The organism is Methanolobus vulcani (assembly GCF_900100715.1).
GTDB lineage: Archaea > Halobacteriota > Methanosarcinia > Methanosarcinales > Methanosarcinaceae > Methanolobus > Methanolobus vulcani.
This window is the reverse complement of sequence record NZ_FNCA01000001.1, coordinates 438,247-459,925: the sequence shown is the minus strand read 5'-3', so window position 1 is coordinate 459,925 and position 21,679 is coordinate 438,247. Positions and strand designations below refer to the sequence as shown.

General features: G+C 41.7%; 22 protein-coding genes and 1 tRNA gene. 11 read left to right on the top strand and 12 right to left on the bottom strand.

Annotation, left to right across the window (positions count from 1 at the left end):
- Positions 1-154: 154 nt before the first annotated feature.
- Positions 155-613: a hypothetical protein gene (locus BLP52_RS02005; protein WP_091708222.1), complete on the top strand. Its 459-nt coding sequence runs from the start codon at positions 155-157 to the stop codon at positions 611-613.
- Between the two features lie 54 nt (positions 614-667).
- On the opposite strand, the gene BLP52_RS02000 is transcribed toward BLP52_RS02005, so the two are convergent.
- Complete coding sequence (locus BLP52_RS02000) at positions 668-880, bottom strand: winged helix-turn-helix domain-containing protein (RefSeq protein ID WP_238380684.1); 213 nt, start codon at positions 878-880, stop codon at positions 668-670.
- 268 nt (positions 881-1,148) lie between these two features.
- Between BLP52_RS02000 and BLP52_RS01995 the strand changes: the two genes are divergently transcribed.
- From BLP52_RS01995 to BLP52_RS01985, 3 genes are all read left to right on the top strand, one after another.
- A tRNA-Leu gene (locus BLP52_RS01995) sits at positions 1,149-1,234 on the top strand.
- A gap of 18 nt (positions 1,235-1,252) precedes the next feature.
- Positions 1,253-2,092 (top strand): fumarate hydratase, encoded by an 840-nt coding sequence (locus BLP52_RS01990; protein ID WP_091708221.1) that lies wholly within the window; start codon positions 1,253-1,255, stop codon positions 2,090-2,092.
- Positions 2,092-2,667, top strand: a complete 576-nt coding sequence (locus tag BLP52_RS01985; RefSeq protein WP_091708219.1) for a FumA C-terminus/TtdB family hydratase beta subunit — start codon at positions 2,092-2,094, stop codon at positions 2,665-2,667. Before BLP52_RS01990 ends, BLP52_RS01985 begins: the two co-directional genes overlap by 1 nt.
- Positions 2,668-2,706: 39 nt before the next feature.
- Here BLP52_RS01985 and BLP52_RS01980 read toward each other — a convergent pair whose 3' ends face one another.
- From BLP52_RS01980 to minD, 4 genes are all read right to left on the bottom strand, one after another.
- Positions 2,707-3,696 carry a type II secretion system F family protein gene (locus tag BLP52_RS01980; RefSeq protein WP_091708218.1) on the bottom strand — a complete coding sequence of 330 codons (990 nt, stop codon included), beginning with the start codon at positions 3,694-3,696 and terminating at the stop codon, positions 2,707-2,709.
- 1 nt (position 3,697) lies between these two features.
- A complete protein-coding gene (locus BLP52_RS01975) occupies positions 3,698-4,621 on the bottom strand; it encodes a type II secretion system F family protein (protein ID WP_091708216.1) in 924 nt (307 codons plus the stop codon).
- Positions 4,614-6,803, bottom strand: coding sequence for a type II/IV secretion system ATPase subunit (locus BLP52_RS01970; protein WP_238380683.1), 2,190 nt, complete (start codon positions 6,801-6,803; stop codon positions 4,614-4,616). The genes BLP52_RS01975 and BLP52_RS01970 overlap by 8 nt, the downstream gene beginning before the upstream one ends.
- A gap of 83 nt (positions 6,804-6,886) precedes the next feature.
- Positions 6,887-7,681 (bottom strand): cell division ATPase MinD, encoded by a 795-nt coding sequence (minD, locus tag BLP52_RS01965; protein WP_091708214.1) that lies wholly within the window; start codon positions 7,679-7,681, stop codon positions 6,887-6,889.
- Positions 7,682-7,863: 182 nt separating this feature from the next.
- Between minD and BLP52_RS01960 the strand changes: the two genes are divergently transcribed.
- Both BLP52_RS01960 and BLP52_RS01955 read left to right on the top strand, forming a co-directional pair.
- Positions 7,864-8,385 (top strand): DUF367 family protein, encoded by a 522-nt coding sequence (locus BLP52_RS01960; protein ID WP_091708212.1) that lies wholly within the window; start codon positions 7,864-7,866, stop codon positions 8,383-8,385.
- 30 nt (positions 8,386-8,415) lie between these two features.
- Positions 8,416-8,874, top strand: a complete 459-nt coding sequence (locus tag BLP52_RS01955) for a TIGR00725 family protein (protein ID WP_091708210.1) — start codon at positions 8,416-8,418, stop codon at positions 8,872-8,874.
- Positions 8,875-8,898: 24 nt separating this feature from the next.
- Here the strand turns inward: BLP52_RS01955 and BLP52_RS01950 are convergent, their stop codons facing one another.
- Positions 8,899-9,672 carry an exodeoxyribonuclease III gene (locus BLP52_RS01950; protein WP_091708208.1) on the bottom strand — a complete coding sequence of 258 codons (774 nt, stop codon included), beginning with the start codon at positions 9,670-9,672 and terminating at the stop codon, positions 8,899-8,901.
- Positions 9,673-9,917: 245 nt separating this feature from the next.
- Between BLP52_RS01950 and BLP52_RS01945 the strand changes: the two genes are divergently transcribed.
- The 5 genes from BLP52_RS01945 to BLP52_RS01925 all read left to right on the top strand — a co-directional run bounded on the left by BLP52_RS01945 (position 9,918) and on the right by BLP52_RS01925 (position 15,348).
- Positions 9,918-10,313 carry a Fur family transcriptional regulator gene (locus BLP52_RS01945; RefSeq protein ID WP_091708206.1) on the top strand — a complete coding sequence of 132 codons (396 nt, stop codon included), beginning with the start codon at positions 9,918-9,920 and terminating at the stop codon, positions 10,311-10,313.
- A 1-nt stretch (position 10,314) separates the two neighbouring features.
- The gene (locus tag BLP52_RS01940; protein WP_091708205.1) at positions 10,315-10,989 is read left to right on the top strand and encodes a peroxiredoxin; all 675 of its coding nucleotides are present in this window, start codon (positions 10,315-10,317) and stop codon (positions 10,987-10,989) included.
- A 37-nt stretch (positions 10,990-11,026) separates the two neighbouring features.
- Positions 11,027-11,524: a ferritin-like domain-containing protein gene (locus tag BLP52_RS01935; protein ID WP_091708204.1), complete on the top strand. Its 498-nt coding sequence runs from the start codon at positions 11,027-11,029 to the stop codon at positions 11,522-11,524.
- 325 nt (positions 11,525-11,849) lie between these two features.
- The gene (locus tag BLP52_RS01930) at positions 11,850-14,093 is read left to right on the top strand and encodes a DNA topoisomerase I (protein ID WP_091708202.1); all 2,244 of its coding nucleotides are present in this window, start codon (positions 11,850-11,852) and stop codon (positions 14,091-14,093) included.
- Positions 14,094-14,109: 16 nt separating this feature from the next.
- Positions 14,110-15,348, top strand: coding sequence for an MBL fold metallo-hydrolase (locus tag BLP52_RS01925; protein WP_091708201.1), 1,239 nt, complete (start codon positions 14,110-14,112; stop codon positions 15,346-15,348).
- 48 nt (positions 15,349-15,396) lie between these two features.
- Here BLP52_RS01925 and BLP52_RS01920 read toward each other — a convergent pair whose 3' ends face one another.
- From BLP52_RS01920 to larC, 6 genes are all read right to left on the bottom strand, one after another.
- Entirely contained in the window at positions 15,397-16,038 is a 642-nt protein-coding gene (locus BLP52_RS01920) for a tetratricopeptide repeat protein (protein ID WP_091708199.1), read from the bottom strand.
- Between the two features lie 222 nt (positions 16,039-16,260).
- Positions 16,261-16,797: a hypothetical protein gene (locus BLP52_RS01915; protein ID WP_238380682.1), complete on the bottom strand. Its 537-nt coding sequence runs from the start codon at positions 16,795-16,797 to the stop codon at positions 16,261-16,263.
- Between the two features lie 58 nt (positions 16,798-16,855).
- The gene (gene mobA, locus BLP52_RS01910) at positions 16,856-17,455 is read right to left on the bottom strand and encodes a molybdenum cofactor guanylyltransferase (protein ID WP_091708198.1); all 600 of its coding nucleotides are present in this window, start codon (positions 17,453-17,455) and stop codon (positions 16,856-16,858) included.
- Positions 17,452-19,431: a DUF460 domain-containing protein gene (locus BLP52_RS01905; protein ID WP_091708196.1), complete on the bottom strand. Its 1,980-nt coding sequence runs from the start codon at positions 19,429-19,431 to the stop codon at positions 17,452-17,454. The genes mobA and BLP52_RS01905 overlap by 4 nt, the downstream gene beginning before the upstream one ends.
- Positions 19,432-19,488: 57 nt before the next feature.
- Complete coding sequence (locus BLP52_RS01900; protein WP_091708194.1) at positions 19,489-20,376, bottom strand: serine/threonine-protein kinase RIO2; 888 nt, start codon at positions 20,374-20,376, stop codon at positions 19,489-19,491.
- 56 nt (positions 20,377-20,432) lie between these two features.
- On the bottom strand, positions 20,433-21,617 hold the full coding sequence (larC, locus tag BLP52_RS01895; protein ID WP_091708193.1) for a nickel pincer cofactor biosynthesis protein LarC: 1,185 nt from the start codon (positions 21,615-21,617) through the stop codon (positions 20,433-20,435).
- Between the last annotated feature and the right edge of the window lie 62 nt (positions 21,618-21,679).

Below are 21,679 nucleotides of genomic sequence, written 5' to 3'. Positions count from 1 at the left end.
ATATAGGGTGGTCTATATGGCTGAAAATGGTATGTATCTATGCGGGTCATTGATCCCGTCTTTTATTCAGCTGCTAGACAAATTGTAAATTATGATGTTTACATTGATCCAAGACTCTGTCAATGAGAAAAGTATCATACGCAGGAGGAAGCAGATGAAAAAAATAATAATTCTTTTAATATTACTGATGTTGCTCATGCCGGTAGCAAGTGCGGACATATTCAATGATCTTGAAATAAAGGTCAATGATTACAACCAAAATACAGAGTACTTGCCTTCCTATCTCAAGAGCTTGCTCGGGGATGAAGTGATAAAACTTGTCATCGTAGCTGATTCGGGTGATGAGATCTACATAAAGGCGGTAACTGAAAATGCATATGTGACGACCTTTGAGAAAGTTTCAAAAGATACAGAATTTGATGCTACCATGATCATTGGTTCCAGTGAAGCCACTGTAAGAAGTATAATAGATTCAGATACCCCGCTTGAAACTTTCATCGAAGCAAAAGATAACGGTGATATTGTTATTGAACCCGTGGGTTTTGTGAACAGCGTCACCTACACCGTGGCAAACGTTGTCCTTAAAATCTCACAGTTACTAGGTTTTATCTGAAAAAATATAAAAATATATTATGTTATAAATCCCAAAATAGTCTTTAAGTCAATGTCAGCGGATATCCAGTTCGCTGGCCATATCCCTATACATCCTACCTTTATCTGTAGTAACAAATAGATTACCTTTTTGCTCTATTAACTGTTTTTCTTCAAGCCTTGAAAGGTATTTATTTGCAATTGTTGAATTAAGGTTCGCTCCGTAAACTATCTGTGTTTTTTTTGCACCATCCATTGCAATTCTTAGAATGGCTATTGTAATATCCAACCTACTCCGTCTAATAGTATGCCCCCTGCATTCTATTTTAGTACCACATAGACCAGTAATATAATACTTAATCACTGGTATACCACTATACTCTTTATTTCATGTCCTATCTATTTAACTCCATCGATTTGTAATCATACTCAGTAAATATGTTACTGAATTTATATTTCTGCTTATTTCCTGCATACTTTTTAGGCTGAGTGTGTCATATGAATCGACAGTTAAATTTATAATAAATACGGCAATAGTGGTATCGTTTATCTCAAATGCGGGAGTAACCAAGTGGCCAACGGTGGCAGACTCAAGATCTGCTCGCGCAGGCGTTCGGGGGTTCGAATCCCTTCTCCCGCACCACACCAAAGGTGATCTTTTTTGTCAAATCCTATTGATTATGATACTGTTGTATCTGCTGTTGTTGATATATTAGAAGAGGCTGAGACCGTACTACCAAAGGATGTTGTTGTTGCATTAGAAAAAGCTGCATCGCAAGAATCATCTCCTGTTGCAAAAGAGCAACTTGAAGCTATCCTGAAGAATATAGGGATCGCAGCAAAGAAAAAAGTACCGATGTGCCAGGATACTGGCATATTGATTTTCTATGTTGAACTCGGTCGTGATGCCAGAATGGATTTCAGGCTGGAAGATGCAATTCTTGAAGGTGTGAAAAAAGCAACTCGGTCGATACCACTGCGTCCAAATGCTGTTGATCCTTTAACCAGAAGCAACAGCGGAAATAATACTGGAAACGGAATTCCTGACATTAAATACGAACTTGTTGATGGAAGCAGCATTAAGATAACCGCGGCACCGAAGGGTGCAGGTTCTGAGAATATGAGCGCAATAAAAATGCTCAATCCAACTGAAAAGGACAGCATCCGTAATTTTGTTCTTGAAACCGTCCTTAATGCAGGTGGAAAACCATGCCCTCCGGTTGTTGTAGGTGTGGGTATTGGTGGTTCATTTGACAAAGCTGCAAGACTTGCAAAGTCAGCTCTGCTTGAGAAAGTTGATGAGATGAGCGAAGAAGAAACAGTTCTCCTTGATGACATTAATTCACTGGGAATAGGACCAATGGGACTTGGAGGAAAAACAACCGCTTTAGCAGTCCACATTAAAAAAGCACATTGTCATACAGCATCACTTCCTGTTGCGGTAAATATTCAATGCTGGGCGAATCGTCATGCTTCAGTTGTTCTGGGTGGTGATGAATAATGGAATACAAGCTAAATACACCACTGAAAAAAGAAGATGTTGATAAACTAAATGCAGGTGACATTGTTTATCTCAACGGGACTGTTTACACTGCAAGGGACGAAGCCCATGCAAGAATTCTTGAAATGGCAGAGGAAAAGAAAGAACTTCCATTTGACCTTGAAGGTGCGGTAATATATCACTGCGGTCCTCTCATGAAGGGAAAAGATGATGGCTGGGAAGTTGTTGCTGCCGGACCAACCACCAGTGCAAGGATGTCAAAAATGACACCGGCTCTCCTTGATATCCATGACGTTCGTGCATTTGTGGGGAAAGGTGGCATGGATAACGTAACAGAAGCCATGAAGGGGAAGTCTGTCTATCTGGCATTCACAGGAGGATGTGCAGCCCTTGCAGCCATGAGCATTGAAAAAGTAACCACAGTTCACTGGCTTGACCTTGGGATGCCTGAAGCTGTATGGGAACTTAAGGTAGAGAATTTCGGTCCTCTGGTTGTGGGAATAGATTCCCATGAGAATGATCTTTTCACAGATGTAAGAAAAAAAGCACTGGAAGCTTATTCCAAAATAGAATAAGCCTTCCTTTGATTATTTTATTTTATTATATTTTTGGTTTTAGATCACAAAAGTAAATACCATCCATGCTACGAGTGTCAGGATGATAGAGTGTTTCAGACCCTGGAACACAGAACCTTCGCCCATCTGTCCTGCCACAAGTCCGCTCATAAATCCCTGGATCACTCCTGTGTGCATCATGAGTCGTGTGTATTTTGCCGGGTCAAATGCACCAATGAACTGACTTCCGGCTCCAGCTGCCTGTGCAGCTTTTCCGGCTTCTGCCATGGTCGGTACGAAAGTGGATGTGAGCATTCCTATAACAAAAAGGAACACAAAGAATGACATGTAACTGATGACCACATATACCATCATATTACCACGTCTCTCACGTTCCAGTAATTTAACTTCTCTTGCATCACGGGCAGCAGCTTCTAGAACCGAAGCAACACGACCTCCGGCTTTGCTTGCCTGTGTGATAAGTGAAACTGACCTTACGATAATCGGAGTTGGAACTCTTTTTGCAAAGTTCTGTAATGATTCTTCAAAAGAAACACCCCAGGACATTGATGCATCCATTGCCTGAACTTCCTTTGTAAGGGCGCCATATTCTCCTTTTGCAACAGTGTTCACTGCTCTTGGAAGGGTAAGTCCTGCCCTGCTCATTTCGGAAATGTCCCTGAGGAAAGTAGGCAGGTATTCTTCGATTGTATCTGTCCTCTTGTATTTCTTATGGAATGTAAACGCAGGAGGTGTAATGGAAATAAGCACTGAAAAGATTATCACATCATCTATTATAGGGGTGTCCCATGTAGCAATCATACCAATTACAAAGAAAACCAGTGCAATAGGCACACTAATTGCGAATGTGTATTCCGGATAGTTATACAGTGTCTTTAAGGGATCCTTCAGGAATTCCTTTATCACTACATTCTTTGTTGCTTCCTCCATTTTTGCGTTGATCAGGTTGTCTTCCAATTCTATCAGTTCTTCTTCCGTCAGCGTTTCATTTTCTTTTGCATTTAATCTCAAAAAATCAGCTAACTTCATTTTAGGCCTCCGGAGTTAGAGTACTGATAAGGACAACATACATGATACTACCAATTGGTATCAGTGCGTAGATGATCACATAAAGGAATATAAGCTGTGCATTACCCATAATGGACATAATGGATATCACCACCACAAGGAAAAGAGGACCGGCAACAAAAGCCGTTACATATGTTTCCCCCAGAAGGCCAAGGGTTTCCAGGAATTCTTTCTGGTTCTGTCTGTTCTCCAAAATGTACTGTTCGGTCTTGATTTCAAAGTAAGGTTCAAGCTGTCCGCCGGAAGTTACGACTGTGATAGCTCCTTGCAGGAAATCCTGCAAAGCTGTTGATGGTGTTGTTACAGAAAGATTCTTCATAGCTGTCACAAGGTCATGACCTAATATCTCCAGGTCACGCACCAGGTATCTGCATTCAACTGCCATTTCTCCATAGATATCATTGTTCGCAAGTGATCTGAACAGATCAACCGGAAGAACTCCGGCACCAGACATGGCCGACATATAGTTCACGGCATATGGAAGCATGCTGTCAATTCTTCTTTTTCTGTCACCTGCCATTATAGATGGATATACAAGGAATAGCTTGTAAATGATCACAAACACAAGGGCTGTGAACAATATTCCGAAAAATACTCCAAGTACAATCGATTTGTACTGGAGGTATGGTGCCATCCATCCAGGGAACATGATTCTGGTTGGTTTTACCTCAGGTACACCAAATATAAGAAAAAGGAAAGAAACTCCAAACAATGCTACAAATGCAGAAAGTATTGAACTTAGAAGTGCACCGGACATGTACACATCAAAAGCCATGTCTACTCTGTTCTTAAGGAGACTATGACGCAGGCCGAAAAACTCGACCCTTTTTTTCTCATAGTATTTTCCAAATAGGTTGTAAGCAAAAATAAAATACGGATTAGCCATACAATTCCTGCCTTACGAGTTTCATTATCATTTCCGGTTCACGATTATAACCCACAACGATCTTCGCAAAGTCTCTGAAATGAGTTATATTCTTATCACGAGCCCATTCAAGTATGTCCTGCCGCCGTTTTAGTTCGTCACGAACTTTCTCTTCACTCCATCCGCGGCTTTCCATCACGCTTTCAATAATATAGGAGCGCCCGGAGTACTGGAACATATCACGCGCAGCATCCCATACGAAAACATCATTAGTAAGCAGTTCACCGGTCCTTGGATCAACACCAACTATTTCAGTTAGACTCTTGCATCTTCTGACACGCTCATCACCAACCTTTACCTGTATCTGGATGGCTACAAGGTCAAGCGCCTGGATCATGATCCTCGGTACGTTGATCGGCGGGTTTTCAAGCCTGTGTACTACTGATTGTACGGAATCAGCATGCATTGTTGAGAATGTAGTGTGTCCTGTGGACATTGCCTGGAACAACACATAGGCTTCAGCTCCTCGTACCTCACCCACCAGGATGTATTCAGGCCTCTGTCTGAGTGATGCTCTTAGAAGCTCATACATCTCAATGGAACCTTTATCCTCGCCTGCAAATGCCTGTCTGGTAACACCAGGGATCCAGTTAGGGTGTGAAAGATTCAGTTCTCTTGTATCTTCAATAGAAACGATCTTCATTTCCGGCTGAATGAAAAGTGAGACTGCATTCATGGCAGTTGTTTTACCGGAAGCGGTTCCTCCGGCAAATATCAGGCTTTTACTTGAATCAACAGCCAGCCACATGTAAGCCATCATGGCTGTTGAGAATGTATGATATTCTATAAGGTTGGCTGGAGTTATGGGGTTATCCTTGAATCTCCTGATTGTAAAAGTACTTCCACGGGTTGTGATCTCACGTCCCAGGGTCATCTGGATACGTGAACCATCCGGCATTGTAGCATCAAGCAATGGTTTTGCAATTGAAATATGTCTGCCACATATCTGTGCGATCCTGATGGCAAATGAATCCAGCACCTCATCAGATGGGAACTCAATGTCACTTGGGATCGAGTTGTATTCTTTATGATAGATATACACAGGAGTGTTAGGTCCGTCACAGGAAATATCCTCCAGGTTCGGGTCTCTCATTAACACATCGATCTCTCCATATCCGACATAGTCACGGACAATGTGATACATTATTCTTTCACGTTTTCTCGGTGAGATATCTATCTTGAATTCCTGCAGATATTTCGCTACATTTTCTCTCAGGTAGTCCTCAGCATTTTTGCGGGAGATCTCCTTAAGGTTCACATCCAAGGTTTCAATGAATTTCAACTTTATAGTATCAAGGAGTTCCTGTTCTTTTTCTGATAATACAGGTTCAATTGCCTGATATTGATATTCATGTGATTCAGGGTCATATGCAATTCTGACATATGCATAGAGTGGGTTTACCTCATAAAGTTCAACTTCTCTGAAAGGACTGTCCGCAGGCATCGTAAGGTCTACTATTGGTCCGTGTTCCACAATATTGTATGGTTCATAGAGAGATTTCTTTGATGAGAAAAGCTTGGTAATGCGGTCAAGAATAGAAGAGTCTTTCTCTTCTTCTGTAAATATATCTTCTTCAACGGGTTCTTCTTTATATAGTTCAGAAATAGTGTCCTTCCAGAAAGAATCCCTTTCTTCTTCTACATTATCTCTGAATAAAGGGATATAAACGTCATCTATCTTACTTTTCAGGTCTTCGATATTTACCGGCTCTGCATCAGGAAGGATAAGGTCGGCAAGTTCGCCTATTATATCATCCTCATCAACTGCCAGAGTCTCGCTCCCGTCTTGCTGCACATCATCTTCAACAATTTCGGGAACAGCAGTATCTGATTCTGTTTTTATCAATGTTGCTTCTTCTTGAGGTGAGATCTCTTTAGTTTCAGTTTGAGAATTATCGACATCATCTGCAAGACCATCTTCCTGGATCGCATCTTCTGCAGGTTCTTTTACGGGTATGTCATCCAGTGATATGTCATTTTCTGAATTCTCTCCTGAGGAGTCCGATCTAACATCGTTTTCTTTTATTTCCCGCAGGAAGTCTTCAATTTCAGATGTTTCACTTTCAGGCTGAAGAGATGAATCGATCTCATCTGCATTTTCTGTTGCATCTGTCCGGTTATCAGAAGTGTTATCTATGCTCAAAATTACCAACCCCAGTAATTATGATCATCCCATTCTTTTTCAGCTCAGTCATTTCCGATGGAGTTTGCATATTCTCACCCGGATCAGTTCTTATTCTTTGCAAGTGAGAATTTTCTTGCTTTCTTTTTCTTTTCAGGCTCTTCACGGGACAGTTCTTCTACTGATACTTTGATACCTGCAATTTCGGCAGCAAGGCGATTAAAGTTCACACTTACCTGAGAAGCCGGATATTTGATGACGATCGGAGATTTGAATGCAAGTGAATTCTTCACATTCTTCTCTTCTGGTAATGTTGCCAGTATTTTGAGCCCAAGGGCAGTTTCTATCCGCTCTGAACTAATTTCATTCTGGGTAACACCTGTCCTGTTAAGCAACAATCCCCTGAACTGCTTGCCCATATTGTCGCTGATCGCTTTGATCTTCATTGCACCGGCAAGCGATACTATGTCCGGATTGACAAGCTGGATAATTTCATCAGCAAGGGATATTGCCAGTAGTGAATTCTTGTTTATTCCGGTAGGGGAATCAATTATGATATAATCATATTTTTCTTTGACACTTTCCACAATGTCTGCAAGTATCTCTGTATTTGCATTCACAAAACCCTGAAGTGAGATGCTCCCAGGGAGTATGTGCATGTTATTTGGTCCGTCATAAACGGCTTCACTAAGCTCTACTTTGCCTGCAAGTACTTCGTGGATAGTTCCTTTTGAAGTTTCAAGCCCCAACATCAGTCCAATGGTGGGCATCCCTACATCAGCATCGATGATCAGAGTTTTTTTTGCGAACCCTGCCAGAGCGGCACCAAGATTTATAGCAGCAGTGCTTGTGCCTGCACCACCCTTCCCTGAGACGATTGTGAAAATTATTGCTGTCATAAAATGCCTCGATTAATGATCGCAGTTGATGTACCATTCAAATGGCGATCATATTCAGTTAATGTAAATAATGTATAATCATCTCAAAATACTACTTAAAAATATAAATACATATCTATATTATTGCAGTGTTAAATTATTCACAGAACAAGAATTTATAGCATCATGACGCTTTTTCCCACATGATTCAAGCTGATGAAAAAGACATAAAACTCTTCCTATACCATGCCAAACAATGCGATCCAAAAAAGTGTACAGGTAAGAAAATGGCAAAATTCGGACTTGTGGATCTTTCAGAGAAGATCGAGAGAATTCCTTCGAGATCTATTTTACTTGACCCGATGGCCCAAAAAGCCCTCTCACCTGAGGATAACTCCAAAAAGGGTATTACTGTGCTGGACTGCTCCTGGGAGGAAGTTGAAAGAGTGTTCCCGCAGCTCCTCAAAATGAGACTTGAACACCGTGCACTGCCTTACCTTGTAGCCGCAAATCCGGTAAATTTCGGAAGACCATTCAAACTGACATCTGTGGAAGCATTTGCCGCTGCACTTTATATTCTTGGGAACAAGCAGCAGGCAGAGAAAATAATGTCCAAGTTCAACTGGGGACACACTTTTCTTGAGCTAAATCATGAGCCTCTGGAGGAATATTCTCAGGCCAGGGACAGTAAAGATATTCTACGGATACAAAGTGAATATATGTAAAAAATAAGTTAATTGGGGGTTTGGTGTTCAATGATACAAATTGGAGTGATTGGTGCGGGTTCATGTGACAGGGAACTGGAAAACCTGGCTGAAGAAGTAGGTGCTGAGATTGCCAGAAACGATGCACTTCTTATATGCGGCGGACTTGGTGGAGTAATGGAAGCTTCTGCCAGAGGTGCAAAAAAAGAATCCGGAACAACTGTTGGTCTTCTGCCGGGAGACAACCGCAAAAGTGCAAATCCCTATATTGATATTGCCATAGTCACTGAAATGGGACATGCAAGGAATGTGATCATTACACGCTCAGCTGACGCTCTTATAGCTTTAGGCGGTGAATATGGCACTCTTTCGGAGATAGCACATTCACTGAAAATGGGCAAAACAGTGGTGACCCTGCAGTCAAAATGGGAAATAGAAGGTACCATCAGAGCAAGTGACCCGAAGGATGCTGTCAGGATCGCCCTGGACAGCATCAGTGAAAAACAATAGTTATTTCCGAGTTTGGAATCTGGATCAGAACTCAACATCGATCCCTATCGGGCAGTGGTCCGAACCCATTACGTCAGGTAGTATGAATGCATCTTTGATGTTATCTTTCACATTATCACTTGCGAAGAAGTAATCAATTCTCCAGCCAACGTTTCTTTCCCTGGCTCTAGTCCTCATGCTCCACCAGGTATAATTCTCAGGTTCCTCGTTGAACATTCTGAAAGTATCTACATACCCATTGTCAAGTAGTTTATCGATCCATGCGCGTTCTTCTGGCAGGAAACCGGATACAGTTTCGTTGTCTTTTGGGCGTGCAAGGTCGATTTCCTTGTGTGCAGTGTTCACGTCTCCGCAGACGATTATCCTTTTGCCTCTTGACTTGAGTGTGTTGGCATATTCAAGAAAAGCATCGTAGAATTCCATTTTGTATGCAAGTCTTTCATCAGATGCTTTGCCATTTGGGAAGTATATATTAAAGAGCACAAAATCTCCAAAATCTGCTATCTGTGTGCGTCCTTCACTATCGAACTTTTCAATTCCAAAGCCACATTTTATATCCACAGGTTCTTTTTTGGTGTAAAGTGCAACTCCACTGTAGCCTTTTTTCTCGGCAGATGCAAAGTAATTGTAATAACCATCTATTTCAAGAAGGTCTGCCGGGAGTTGTTCCCTGTGGGCCTTTGTTTCCTGGATACAGAGTATATCAGGTCTCTCTTCATTGAACCAATCAAGGAATCCCTTCTTATGAACTGCCCTTATACCATTCACATTCCATGAAATTATCCTGTTCTTACTCATTTTATTTCTCCGGGAGTTTGATGATTATTTGCTAGTAATCTGCTAATTATCTCATAAGTAACTTGCTCAAATGAATTCATTCTTGCTTACTGGTCTGGTTTTTTAGCATTATATCTTCAAATATATAGTGCCAAACAGGTTTTTATCCTAAATAGTAACAAAGTTTAAATAATAACAATTCTTATTTAGAATCTGTTCTTACATAAGATATGTTAGAAACCAGAAAAAGCGGAAAGTGGTCAAACATGAAACAAGCAGACATCAAATATACAAACCAGCGGATCGAGATCCTGGAGTTCCTCAAGGAATTTGATGGTCATCCAACTGTAGATGATGTCTATGAGGGAGTAAGACAAAAGCTCACACGTATTAGCAAAGCTACAGTTTATAATAACCTGAAGTTCCTTGCTGAAAAGGGATTGATAAAGGAGGTGAATGTCAAGGGGGTTTCAAGGTTCGAAGCGAATCTGGTGCCTCACCACCACACAATATGCCTCGAATGCGGAGAAATAACAGACTACCAGTCAGAAGAGCTTAGCGACTATGCTATGAAAATAGCAGAACAGATAGATGACTTCAGAATAGAATCAGCAGACACTAACTTTTACGGAATTTGTAAGAAATGTATGGAGATGGAGTAATATGGAAGAAGAAATTGTAACAATGCCACTTATCGGAGACGCAGCACCAACCTTTAAAGCAGAGACAACCGCCGGAGAGATCAACTTCCCTAAAGACTACAAGGGCAAGTGGGTAATTCTTTTCAGCCACCCTGCAGACTTTACACCTGTATGTACAACTGAGTTCATGACATTCTCAACAATGCAGGATGAATTCAAAGCACTCAACACAGAACTTATCGGACTGTCCATTGACAGTATCTATGCTCACATTGCATGGCTGCGCACCATCAAAGAGAAGATCGAATACAAGGGCATGAAGGATGTAGAAGTTACATTCCCTGTTATTGCAGATCTTAAGATGGAAGTTGCAAAGAAATTCGGCATGGTACAGCCAAACGCCTCCACAACACAGGCTGTCAGAGCAGTTTTCATTATTGATCCAAAGGCAACCATCAGGGCCATCCTCTACTACCCATTGTCCAATGGTAGGAATATGGATGAGATCAAGAGGCTGCTTACAGCAATACAGAAAGCCGATGCAGAAAACATCGCAACACCTGCCAACTGGCAGCCCGGCGATGACGTAATAATCCCACCTCCAGGATCATGCGGTACTGCAAAGGAGAGAGTCGAGAGCAAGGAAGAAGGAAAGTACTGCCTCGACTGGTTCATGTGCCTGAAGAAACAGTCTTAAATAGATAAGTAAAGATATAATCCAAAGGTGACCTATCATGGGAACAAAAGGTGTGGAAATCTTAGGTTTAGATGTCGATGAATTGATAGAATTACTGAACAAAGCACTTGCAGATGAGTGGTTTGCATACTACCAATACTGGATTGGTGCAAAAGTCATTAAGGGTCCGATGAGAGAAGCTGCCGTAGCTGAACTTATCCAGCATGCTACTGATGAACTTCGCCATGCAGATATGGTATCCAACAGGATAATTCAGCTTGGTGGAACGCCTGTGCTTTCACCAAAGGACTGGGAGAAATTAAGTAACTGTGGATACGAGTCTCCTGAAGATCCTTTCGTCAAGAAGATCCTTGAGCAGAACATCAAAGGTGAACAGTGTGCTATCCAGGTATACAATTCAATTCTTGGCAAGGTCAAGGACAAGGACCCGGTAACATATGAGATCGTGTTACAGATCCTTACCGATGAGATCGAGCACGAGGATGACCTGCAGGCCATAATGGAAGATATCGAACTTATGCAGAGAAGAGACTAACCTTTTCTGGTGGATGGAAAGGATTGGACATTTCCTGTCTCTTAATAGGGCAGGAAATGTTATTATCTTATCTTTTTTGTTTTTACTGTGCAAGTATACACATATCTTGTTTTATTAAACAGCTTTGCTTGATGCTATTTTCTTCAAAGCCCTTTTCTATATTGTTTGCGATGTATTTGCGATAGATATATTTAGAAGAATGTTTGTTAGATTTATCATTAAATAACACTGTAAAAATAAAGATTTTCTATCGAAAGTCTCAGATCAAACAAGCGTTTGATCGTTTTGCATACTATCGCACAATATCAAGATTCACGGAGATAACATGCATCTCATCATAGCAGAAAAGCACATTGCAGCAAAAAGAATAGCCGCAATTCTGGCATCAGAAAAAATAAAACAGGTTCGTGTAAGTGGGGTAGATACTTATGAATACGAATCAGAAGAGGGGAAAAAAGTATTCATTGGTCTTAGTGGTCACATTGTGAAACTGGACTTTCCTAAGGCGTATAATAACTGGCAGAAGGTGGAGGCAAATGAACTCATCGGGGCAGAGATCATTACAGCTTCAACTCAGGTAAAGATCGTATCCGCACTTAAAAAACTTGGAAAGGAAGCTACAAAAGTCACTATTGCAACTGACTACGACAGAGAAGGAGAACTCATTGGAGCTGAAGCCCTTGATATCATCAAGCAGGTAAATCCAGATGTTGTTTTTGACCGTGTACATTACAGTGCAATAACTCCCAAAGCTATCGATGCTGCATTTTCAAATCCTACAAATGTGGATTTCAATCTTGCAGATGCCGGACATTCCCGTCAGGTCATCGATCTTGTGTGGGGTGCATCACTAACTCGCTATATCTCACTTGCAGCCGGACGTTTAGGAAAGATGTTCCTGTCAGTTGGTAGGGTCCAGTCTCCGACACTTGCACTTATCGTTGAACGTGAAAAAGAAAGAGAAGCCTTTATTCCCCGGCCATATTGGGAACTCTCAGCCATGCTTAAGAGCAAAAACGGTGAAGAGTTCAAGGTTGAGCACCGCACAAAGAGGTTCTGGGAGAAAGCAGAAGTTGATGCTGCAATGGATAAGATCTCCATTGGTGATAATGCAACGGTAACTGAACTGACCACTTCCGAGAAAACAGACAAACCTCCAACACCTTTTAACACTACTGAATTTATCAGTGCAGCAAGTTCAATTGGCTTTACTGCAGCTAATGCCATGAGAATTGCTGAGACACTTTACACTAACGGTTTCATCTCATATCCAAGGACAGATAACACAGTTTATCCTGATACTATTGACCTGAGAGCACAGATAGAGATATTCAAGACAGGGGCATTCAAACAATATGCTCTTAAACTTCTTGAGAAGAAAGAACTTGTTCCTACAAAGGGTAAGAAAGAAACAACAGATCACCCGCCAATCTTCCCTGCATCCCTTGCCAAGAAATCCGAGATGAACGAGCAGGAATGGAAACTTTACGAAATGGTTGTCAGGCGTTTCTTTGCAACCTTTGCCGACCCTGCAATATGGGAGACCATCAGGTCGAAGTATGATATCAAAGGTGAGGAATTCAAGGCAAATGGTGCAAGGCTTGTGGAACCTGGATGGAGATGGTACTATCATTACAACGCACCAGAGGACAGACTGCTTCCAAAAATGGAAGAAGCCGATGTCCATTCCGTGCTCAAGATAGATGTTGAGGCAAAGGAAACACAACCTCCCGGAAGATATGGTCAGGGCAGACTCATCAAGATCATGGAAGAGCTGGGACTTGGTACAAAGGCTACACGTCACGATATTATCAGTAAGCTTTATTCAAGGGCTTATGTACATGGAAACCCGCTGCAACCTACAAAGACTGCTGTTGCAGTTGTGGACACACTTGAGAAGTTCGCACCTACTATATCCAAACCTGATATGACCAGCAAGCTTGAAGCTGACATGGACAGGATAGCCGAAGGTGATATACCAGAGGATGAAGTCCTGAATGAATCCAGAGAGATGCTGGAGCTTGTTTTCGATGAGCTTGGAAAGAACAAGGATGATATAAGTGAGTCACTACGTGCAGGTTTGCGTGAGGACAAAATAATTGGTGTTTGTTCTGAATGCGGTTCAAATCTAATGGTAATGAGGTCAAAGCGTGGAGGACGTTTCATAGGTTGTGAAGGCTACCCGGATTGTACTTTCTCACTACCGCTTCCAAAGATGGGGCAGGTTATTGTCACAGACAAACTGTGTGAGGATCATGGCCTGTACCATATACGTATCATTAATGCCGGAAAAAGGCCTTGGAACCTTGGTTGTCCGGAGTGTAATTTCATAGAGTGGCAAAAGACACAGGAAGAAGAGAAACAAAAGCAGAAAGAGCAGTCTTCTGACAAGGAAAAGCCAAAGACACTTAATGATATATCAGGTATTGGCAAGGTCACCGCGGAGAAACTTGCAGATGCCGGTATCTGTAGTGTCGATGAATTATGTGAAGCTGATGCACTGGAACTTGCAAAAGCTACAAGTATACCTGTCAAGAAAATAAAAACATGGCAATCAGATATTGTCTGAAAGGAGACAGGTTAAAATGGAACTGGAATTCAAGGGTGCATGTAGAGAGGTCGGAAGATCGGCAGTTTTGGTTGATGAAAAAATAATGATGGACTACGGAGTTTCTCCGGGAGAATTGGTAAAATATCCTGTGAACGGATCAAGACCTCAGGCAGTTCTTGTTTCTCATGCACATATTGACCATTCAGGTGCAGTTCCTAATCTTATGGACCTTGAGCCCGATGTTTTCATGACACCACCTACTTTTGATCTGTCATATATGCTGGCTCAGGATACCCTGAGGATTGCTGAAAGAGAAGGTGAAATGCCTGCCTATGATTCCATAGAACTTACAAAATTCGCGCACAAAACCAGGCAAGTTGATACTGGTATGCCATTCCATACTCACGGGTATGATGTTGAATTGTTCGATGCCGGACACATACCTGGTGCATCTTCTATATTCCTGAAAGATAAAGAAGGCAAAAGTCTGTACTATACAGGTGACATAAATACAGCAGACACAAGACTTGTTTCCGGTGCAGTTGAATTTCCGGATACTGATGTTCTTATAACTGAAAGCACTTATTTTGGTGATGAGCACCCTCCTCGCAGGGAAGTTGAAAAGCAGTTCATAGATTCTGTAATGGACACTCTGGATATAGGTGGTACGGTTATTGTTCCTGCCTTTGCAATCGGAAGGACCCAGGAGATACTGATGCTTCTGGACGCCCACGGAATCAGGGCTTATGTTGACGGCATGGGAGTTCATGCATACAAGATAATGTCAAAACACATGGATTATATAAGGAATCCAACACACCTTAAGAAGGCGTTTGATAACGCAACAACCGTTTCAGGAAGAAAAAGAGATTCAGTCCATCTTGAATCTTCTGTCATTGTTACAACGGCCGGAATGCTGAATGGTGGCCCTGTATTGCATTATATAAATAAGAAGTACAAGGATCCAAAATCAAAGATCATACTTACAGGTTATCAGGTAGAAGGCACCAACGGCAGAATGGCTATGGATACTGGTATTATTGATAATGACGGAGTTATCCAGCACCTGAAACCAAAGATCGAGCAATATGATTTCTCTGCTCATTCCGGTGATAAAGAGCTTAAGGAAATGGTAAAGGATTTCTGTGACAGGGGAACTGAGCATGTATTTACCATGCATGGTGATAACTGTGAAGGATTTGCAGACTGGATAAGTGAAGAGGTCGGTGTGAAAGCCTACGCTCCTGAACTGGGAGAACGTTTCACTGTATGATCACATATTCAGAGTATTCTGAAAAACAGGTTCTAAATTAATTATTTTTTACAGGCACGAGGGGTCTGAATAACTTATCTCCTCGTTGATCTGTTTTACTTTTGACATTGCAGCTTTAAGGTTCTCTATTGCATCAATATGTTCGGGGTCTATCTTGAGAACCCTGTTGAAACAGTCAACTGCATCTTCGTATTTTCCAAGACCAAAATAAGCAAGACCTTTTTTATTCCACACAACTGCAAACTTGTTGTCAAGCTCGATCTCCTTGTGGACCTTACTGTAACATTCGATAGCTTCATTGTGCATTCCCATTACGCCTAAAATATCGCCTTTGTTTACCCAGGCATTCTCATTTGAGGGATCAAGTCTTAGTATGCGGTTATAACATTTGATTGCAGCTTCATGGTTACCTATGTTAAAATGAATGATTCCCATGTTGCACCAGACATCAACATCATTTTTGTTAAGACGGACAGACATTTTGAAGCATTCAAGGGCTTCTTTATCCCGTCCAAGAAAAAAAAGCGCTATTCCCTTATTGTTCCAGACCAGCGCAAGCGCTTCATTACTCCATAGGTCCGGGTCCAAATCATTATGGTCAAGGATAAGTGAAAAATATTCGATTTTTTCTTCCGGATCATCTGCATCAAATGCTAATTTGAACCATTCTTCCGGCGTATCAGAATCCATTCAACCAACCAACTCCAGAACTAGTTATAATACACTAACACAATATCACATTTACGGCAATCAATTTTCTCTTTTTACTTTTCCCTAATGTACATAACATATTAATTAAGTTATCGAAATTATTCGGAATTATAAGAAGTATATATTGTCATAATAATAAAAAAAATAACTTAATATGCATATGAAGTATAAACAGTGATTAGTTTATTCTCTATGTAAATCCTAAGAACAATTACCCGATGCAGCCTTTCGAATATCATCTATATGCATTAATTTGTTGGCGTCAATTCCCACAAGACACATACCTTTTTTATCCATTGCCCACACCTGACATTTTTCTTTGATATCATCCGGTATTTTTTCACTAGGCAGGTCTTTTGGATCAATACTGCATTTCTGCAGGCCAGGATAGTCATCAGGATTCAGTTCCATTATTGTGATAACTTTCTTCAGATCAGATAGCAGAACTTCGATATCTTCATGATCCCAATTGCGTATTCTGTTACAGATCAAAGGGATCAATATTTGCGCAACACCTTTATTGGCCAGTATCTTGTTAGAAAGACAAATGGACGCGTTATCGTACTTTACATTCTCGCTTGGTCCCCTGAAACAGAAAATTCCTTCACCGACCAGTTTCTCAAGGTCCAGCGGAACTTCCGAGAAATTGATAGCATCTTCCACTGTTCTGACATCGAACCCATATTCATCGGCAATTCTCCAGATCGCTTTTTCAATAACAATTCCATTATCTATCATTCAGACACATCCTGCAGGAACATAAGATACATGATAATCAGGGTTATTTAATGGATTATCATTCCAGTTTCAGCATATCTTCCGGGGTATTAACGTTAACAAAACTTTTAAAGTCTCTGTCTATCGTTCTTATAACTTCGGAATCAAGATAGATTACATCATCAAGAAACGATACCGGCGATAGTATGCTTCTGCTGCCTTCTTCAAGAGCACTTTCAATTGCTGCAAGCATGGCATCTTTTTTATACACCGCATGAAGCGTTTCTTTTCTACCATATTCGCTTATCGGTATGAGCGCCTCATGCTCACCCACCATGTCGAACATCATATCAATTAGTGTCCTGTTCAGATATGGCATGTCGCATGCAACAGTAAAAACATAGTCACCATCCGCTCTCTTAAAACCCGCGAGCATTCCGGCAAGAGGACCTGCATTTCTGATCCTGTCAGTGACTATCTTTCTTTCATGAAGATAAGGTGAGAAGTCCAGAACCTGTTCTTCATCCCGCAGTGAGACTATCACTTCATCCGATACATCATCTAAAACGAAAAGCGAACGCTCCAGAAGAGTACTACTTTCAAGTACCATCAGGGCTTTTTCCCTGCCATTCATCCGGGTGCCAAGTCCACCGGCAAGCAGAAGTGATGAACGGATCATGCAAGACCTCTTCTACGTTCACTCCTGTATTCATCAAGAATGGACTGGAATTGTTCCTGCTCTTTTTCATGGCGACGCTTTTCAGCCCCTTCCTGCCATATCTCAATGGCACTTTCAAGGATATCCGGGTCAACTGAAGCCAGGTCTCCAACACGGTGGATCTGGATATCTTTCAAAACCGGTACATCGTTATCATAAAATGATTCAAGTGCAGCATGAGGCATATCTTCAGTTATAAGCACAGCTTTCACTTTTGATTCAGCAAGCAGCGAAGCAGTTATTGGTCCACCGCCACTTGGGTCTTTGAGGAAAACAACATCGTTCTCTTTGATTCCGTAGAGTTCTTTTGTATGCTGAATTGCTTCCCTTGTAAAGGCAGATATAACTTTGACAGGAAGACCTTCGCCCTTAACTTCCTTTTTGCGTATCTGTTTAAGGCGTTTGTTCTGCCTGCGCTGGTTCTTAAGATTCTTCCGGGTCTTTGCAAGCTCTTTATTGAGACGCTCGATCTCAGTATCCCTTATCTGTATCTCCTTTTCCCTCTTAATCTGTTTGTAAATGGAATTCTTGAATTTATTGATACGCATCTCTAGTTTTTCTATGGTCTTGTCCTTCTGCCCGGATTCGTACTTGATTTCAGAAACATACTCTTTGAGCTGCTTTATCTGTGAATTCTTCTGCCTGAGTTCCTCACGGAGTTTCTTTACAAGTTCATCTGTGTCTGTAAGTTCTTCTTTTACAGGTTCCGGTTCAGGTTTGACACGTACCTGAATCTTTGATTCCGAAGCTACTTTTTCAATAGCCTCTTCTATTGAATCTCCGTTTATAACATGGAATTTGATACTGTCCGTATTGAGATATTTTGGTGCTCTTTTTTCAACCCTGGAAAAGACATTCTTGTAAGATTTATAGGTTGCAATTGCTGCGGTAAGTGAATCACGTTCATGGTCATTGGAATATCCGAAAGTTCTGGCAAGAGCAATTTTGTCTTCTGCTCTTATTTCCCCTCCCGGACTCCATGCAACTGCATTAAAACTGCGGCGGATCTTTTCGACGGCTGAAGGCGTGGGATAGACATCTGTGGCAACGATTACAGGCTTGCCATATTCGGCTATCTTCCTGACAACTTCATCATGTGAGATTCCACGAATGCTCTCAGAGAGCAGAAGTTCCCCATCAAGTGACAGAATTGCAATTCCCACGGTAGTTCCGGGGTCAATACCAACAATGGTGTACTTTCTTCCTGTTTTCTTAAGGGGTATGTATTGGATCTTGTCCCTTTCAACACTTTTTACTGTGACCTGCACATCAGCATTTGAAGATGGTTTAACCGGTACTCTCTCTCGTCTTGCCTTTACGGTAAATTCAGCCCTGACATATCCTCCAAAACCTTCGGTAATACGTTCTGTATATGTGTACCCGGTCTCCCGGGAGAATTTGCGCAGTATGTTCTCTATTTCCCTGCTTTTTTCCTTGACTGCTCCATGAACTTTCCTGCGATAGCGGTTCTGGCTCCAGCCTCCTCTTCCAAGGGAACGGGCACGGCTGACTTTAATACGCGTGATATCTTCAAAAAGGGAAACTTCTTCACCCACACCAAGACTTGCAAGTATGGCACAGGTTTCAGCTTCCTGTACAGGGTCAAACTGGTTAAGGGAAAGTCCGTGTTCCTGTGCAAGCCGGAGTAGTGGTTTCTGGTGTATCCCGCCTGTTACCTGTACAAGTCTGGTGTTATCCGGGAGCTTTTCAAGTAAATGAATAAGTGCTTTTTTGTTTGGTGCAAGCTCAAAAATATTGTCTACTGCAATGTAATCCGGTCTGTCCATGTTCAGCATCCGCAGTATCCTGTGAAGCCTGACCATTGTATAATGGCTTATTTCCCCGTCCCTGAGTACGGCAACGGCATATTTGGGAACTTCCTGAGCACGGGATGAACCTTTTGCTATGTCAATACCGTAAATTACCCCGTTTTGCATACAGTTTATTTTATGTTACTAATAAGATATATGAATGACTACAGGCGATTTTCAGCTTCAGTTATTCATTATCTCTGAAATAATTTCTTTAGTGTCTTTGTCTATCTGGTATTTGCGTTTGAAGTGTTTCAGGACGTTAGTTACATCCCTTTCAAGTAGTTCTTCAGCATGTGGGTGGCTGACTTCAACGTACTGTGGCCAGTCAATGAACTGGACTCCATTCTCATTCACAAAGATGTTGTATTCGCTGAGGTCGGAATGAATGTAACCTTTTTCATAGACAAGAGCCACCTGTCTGAGAATCTCATTCAGGAACCACTCAGGGTCTTCAAGTTTTGTTTTGTAGAGAAGCGTTCCTTTTGCTACGTCCATGACAAGTGCATGACGATTGTTGTCCAGCAGTTTTGGAACAGATACATCCGGGTAGAGTTCTTTTATGATTGCAGCTTCTCTTTTCGCTGCTAGTCTGGCTGCATAGATCCATGAAAAATGTTCTTTTCCTTCAAGATGGGATCGGGTTCTTTTGACGCTCTTGAAACTGGTTCTACCTTCTCTGTGGAATTTGAGTATGACTCCCTGTGGCTCACCAAAGGAAAGTTCAGGTTCCTTGACAGCTTCATGAACAACCGATTCCTTCCCAACACCAATCTCGTCACCAATGGCGCTGATCGTTCCTCTTTTTACGAGTGTGTTAAGAGCAAGTGTATCATAGCCATCAAAGTATATCTGGTAACCCTCATATGGCTGATTGGTACCGATCACCATGTTGTTCCTGATTAGTTTTTTAAGTTTGAACTCAAGGTCTGAGTGTGAAAGGCGAGTGTATTTCATTATATCTTCAGCAGGCACCCATTCAAAGTGTTTCATGCCTATCTCGATACCTGCAAGTATACGCAGGTCTTTGCTGTCCATTTCCTTGAATAACTTCACAACGTCGTCTATCATCTGAACTCCTAATTGCCGGGATGGTTTAGATTGTTTGTGGTAGACCTAAGTTAAAATTAACTAAACTTCCCCCACGCCTCTTCCTCAACCCTGCGAATCACTTCTTTAAGCGGCAGTCCTACCTTATCAGCAATCTTCCGGCAGTCCTCATACTCCGCTGAAATATGCAGTATTTCGCCTGTTTTATCCTGTGCGATCTTTATGGCACTGCTAAATTCCTCGCCTTTAAGCTGGATAGTCACTTCATCCATCCTGCGATCAGCTACAAAACGATGTACCGTTGGGATTACACGAATTCCAAGTGTGCCGGTCTCTTTCATAATTTCCCTTGCAACACGTTCGCTGTTCTGGGATTTTGTGATAACTTTGATTATATGGCCTGACCTGCCTTTCTTCATAATAGTTGGTGTGATGGCAACATCCCTTGCACCTGCTGCAAGGAGTTTGTCGAACAGGTTCCCAAGAACCTCTCCGGTGACGTCATCAACATTGGTTTCCAGAACTTCTATCTGGTCTTTGGTGAGAATATCGTCCATTTCGACCAGCATACTTCTGAGAACGTTCGGGTCTTCGGTATCAGCATCACCTGCACCGTATCCAATTGAAAGAACCTTTCCTTTTGGCAGATTATCAACGGGCTTTGCAAAATAAGATAGTAAAGCGGCACCTGTTGGTGTGAGAAGTTCTCTCTTGCCGGAACCATATGATGAGAGATTCCCTGAGCGCAGAATTTCAAGTGTTGCAGGTGCAGGAACAGCCATAAGTCCGTGTGCAGCTTTTACCTTTCCGCCGCCAACGTTTACAGGTGTGCAGAATATCGCCTCGGCTCCGATCTCATGGAGCGCTGCACAGGAACCGATAACATCTGCAAGTGCATCATTCTGTCCGACTTCATGGAAATGGATTGTTTCAAGTGACTCTCCATGTACTTTAGACTCAGCTTCTGCCATGATGGCAAAAACATCAAGAGCACTTTTTTCTATTTGTGGATGAAGTCCTGCTGACTTGATTATATCTACAAGTTCATGATAATGTCTGGAATGTTCCTCGTGTGCTACATGGATCTTAACATCGGTGGCTGATATACCTCTTTTATTTGCCCTGTCAACAGACACTTTCACATCAACTGCAGATTCGATGATTTCACATATCTTTGCAGCATCTGCTCCAAGGTCAATGAGACTTCCCAGTATCATATCACCGGCGGCACCGGAGAATGGATCGAATATTAGGGATTTCATTTTATTCATTCCAGATTATTATTTTAAGTTTTAAGTTTCAAATTTCAAATAAGAACGTTTCA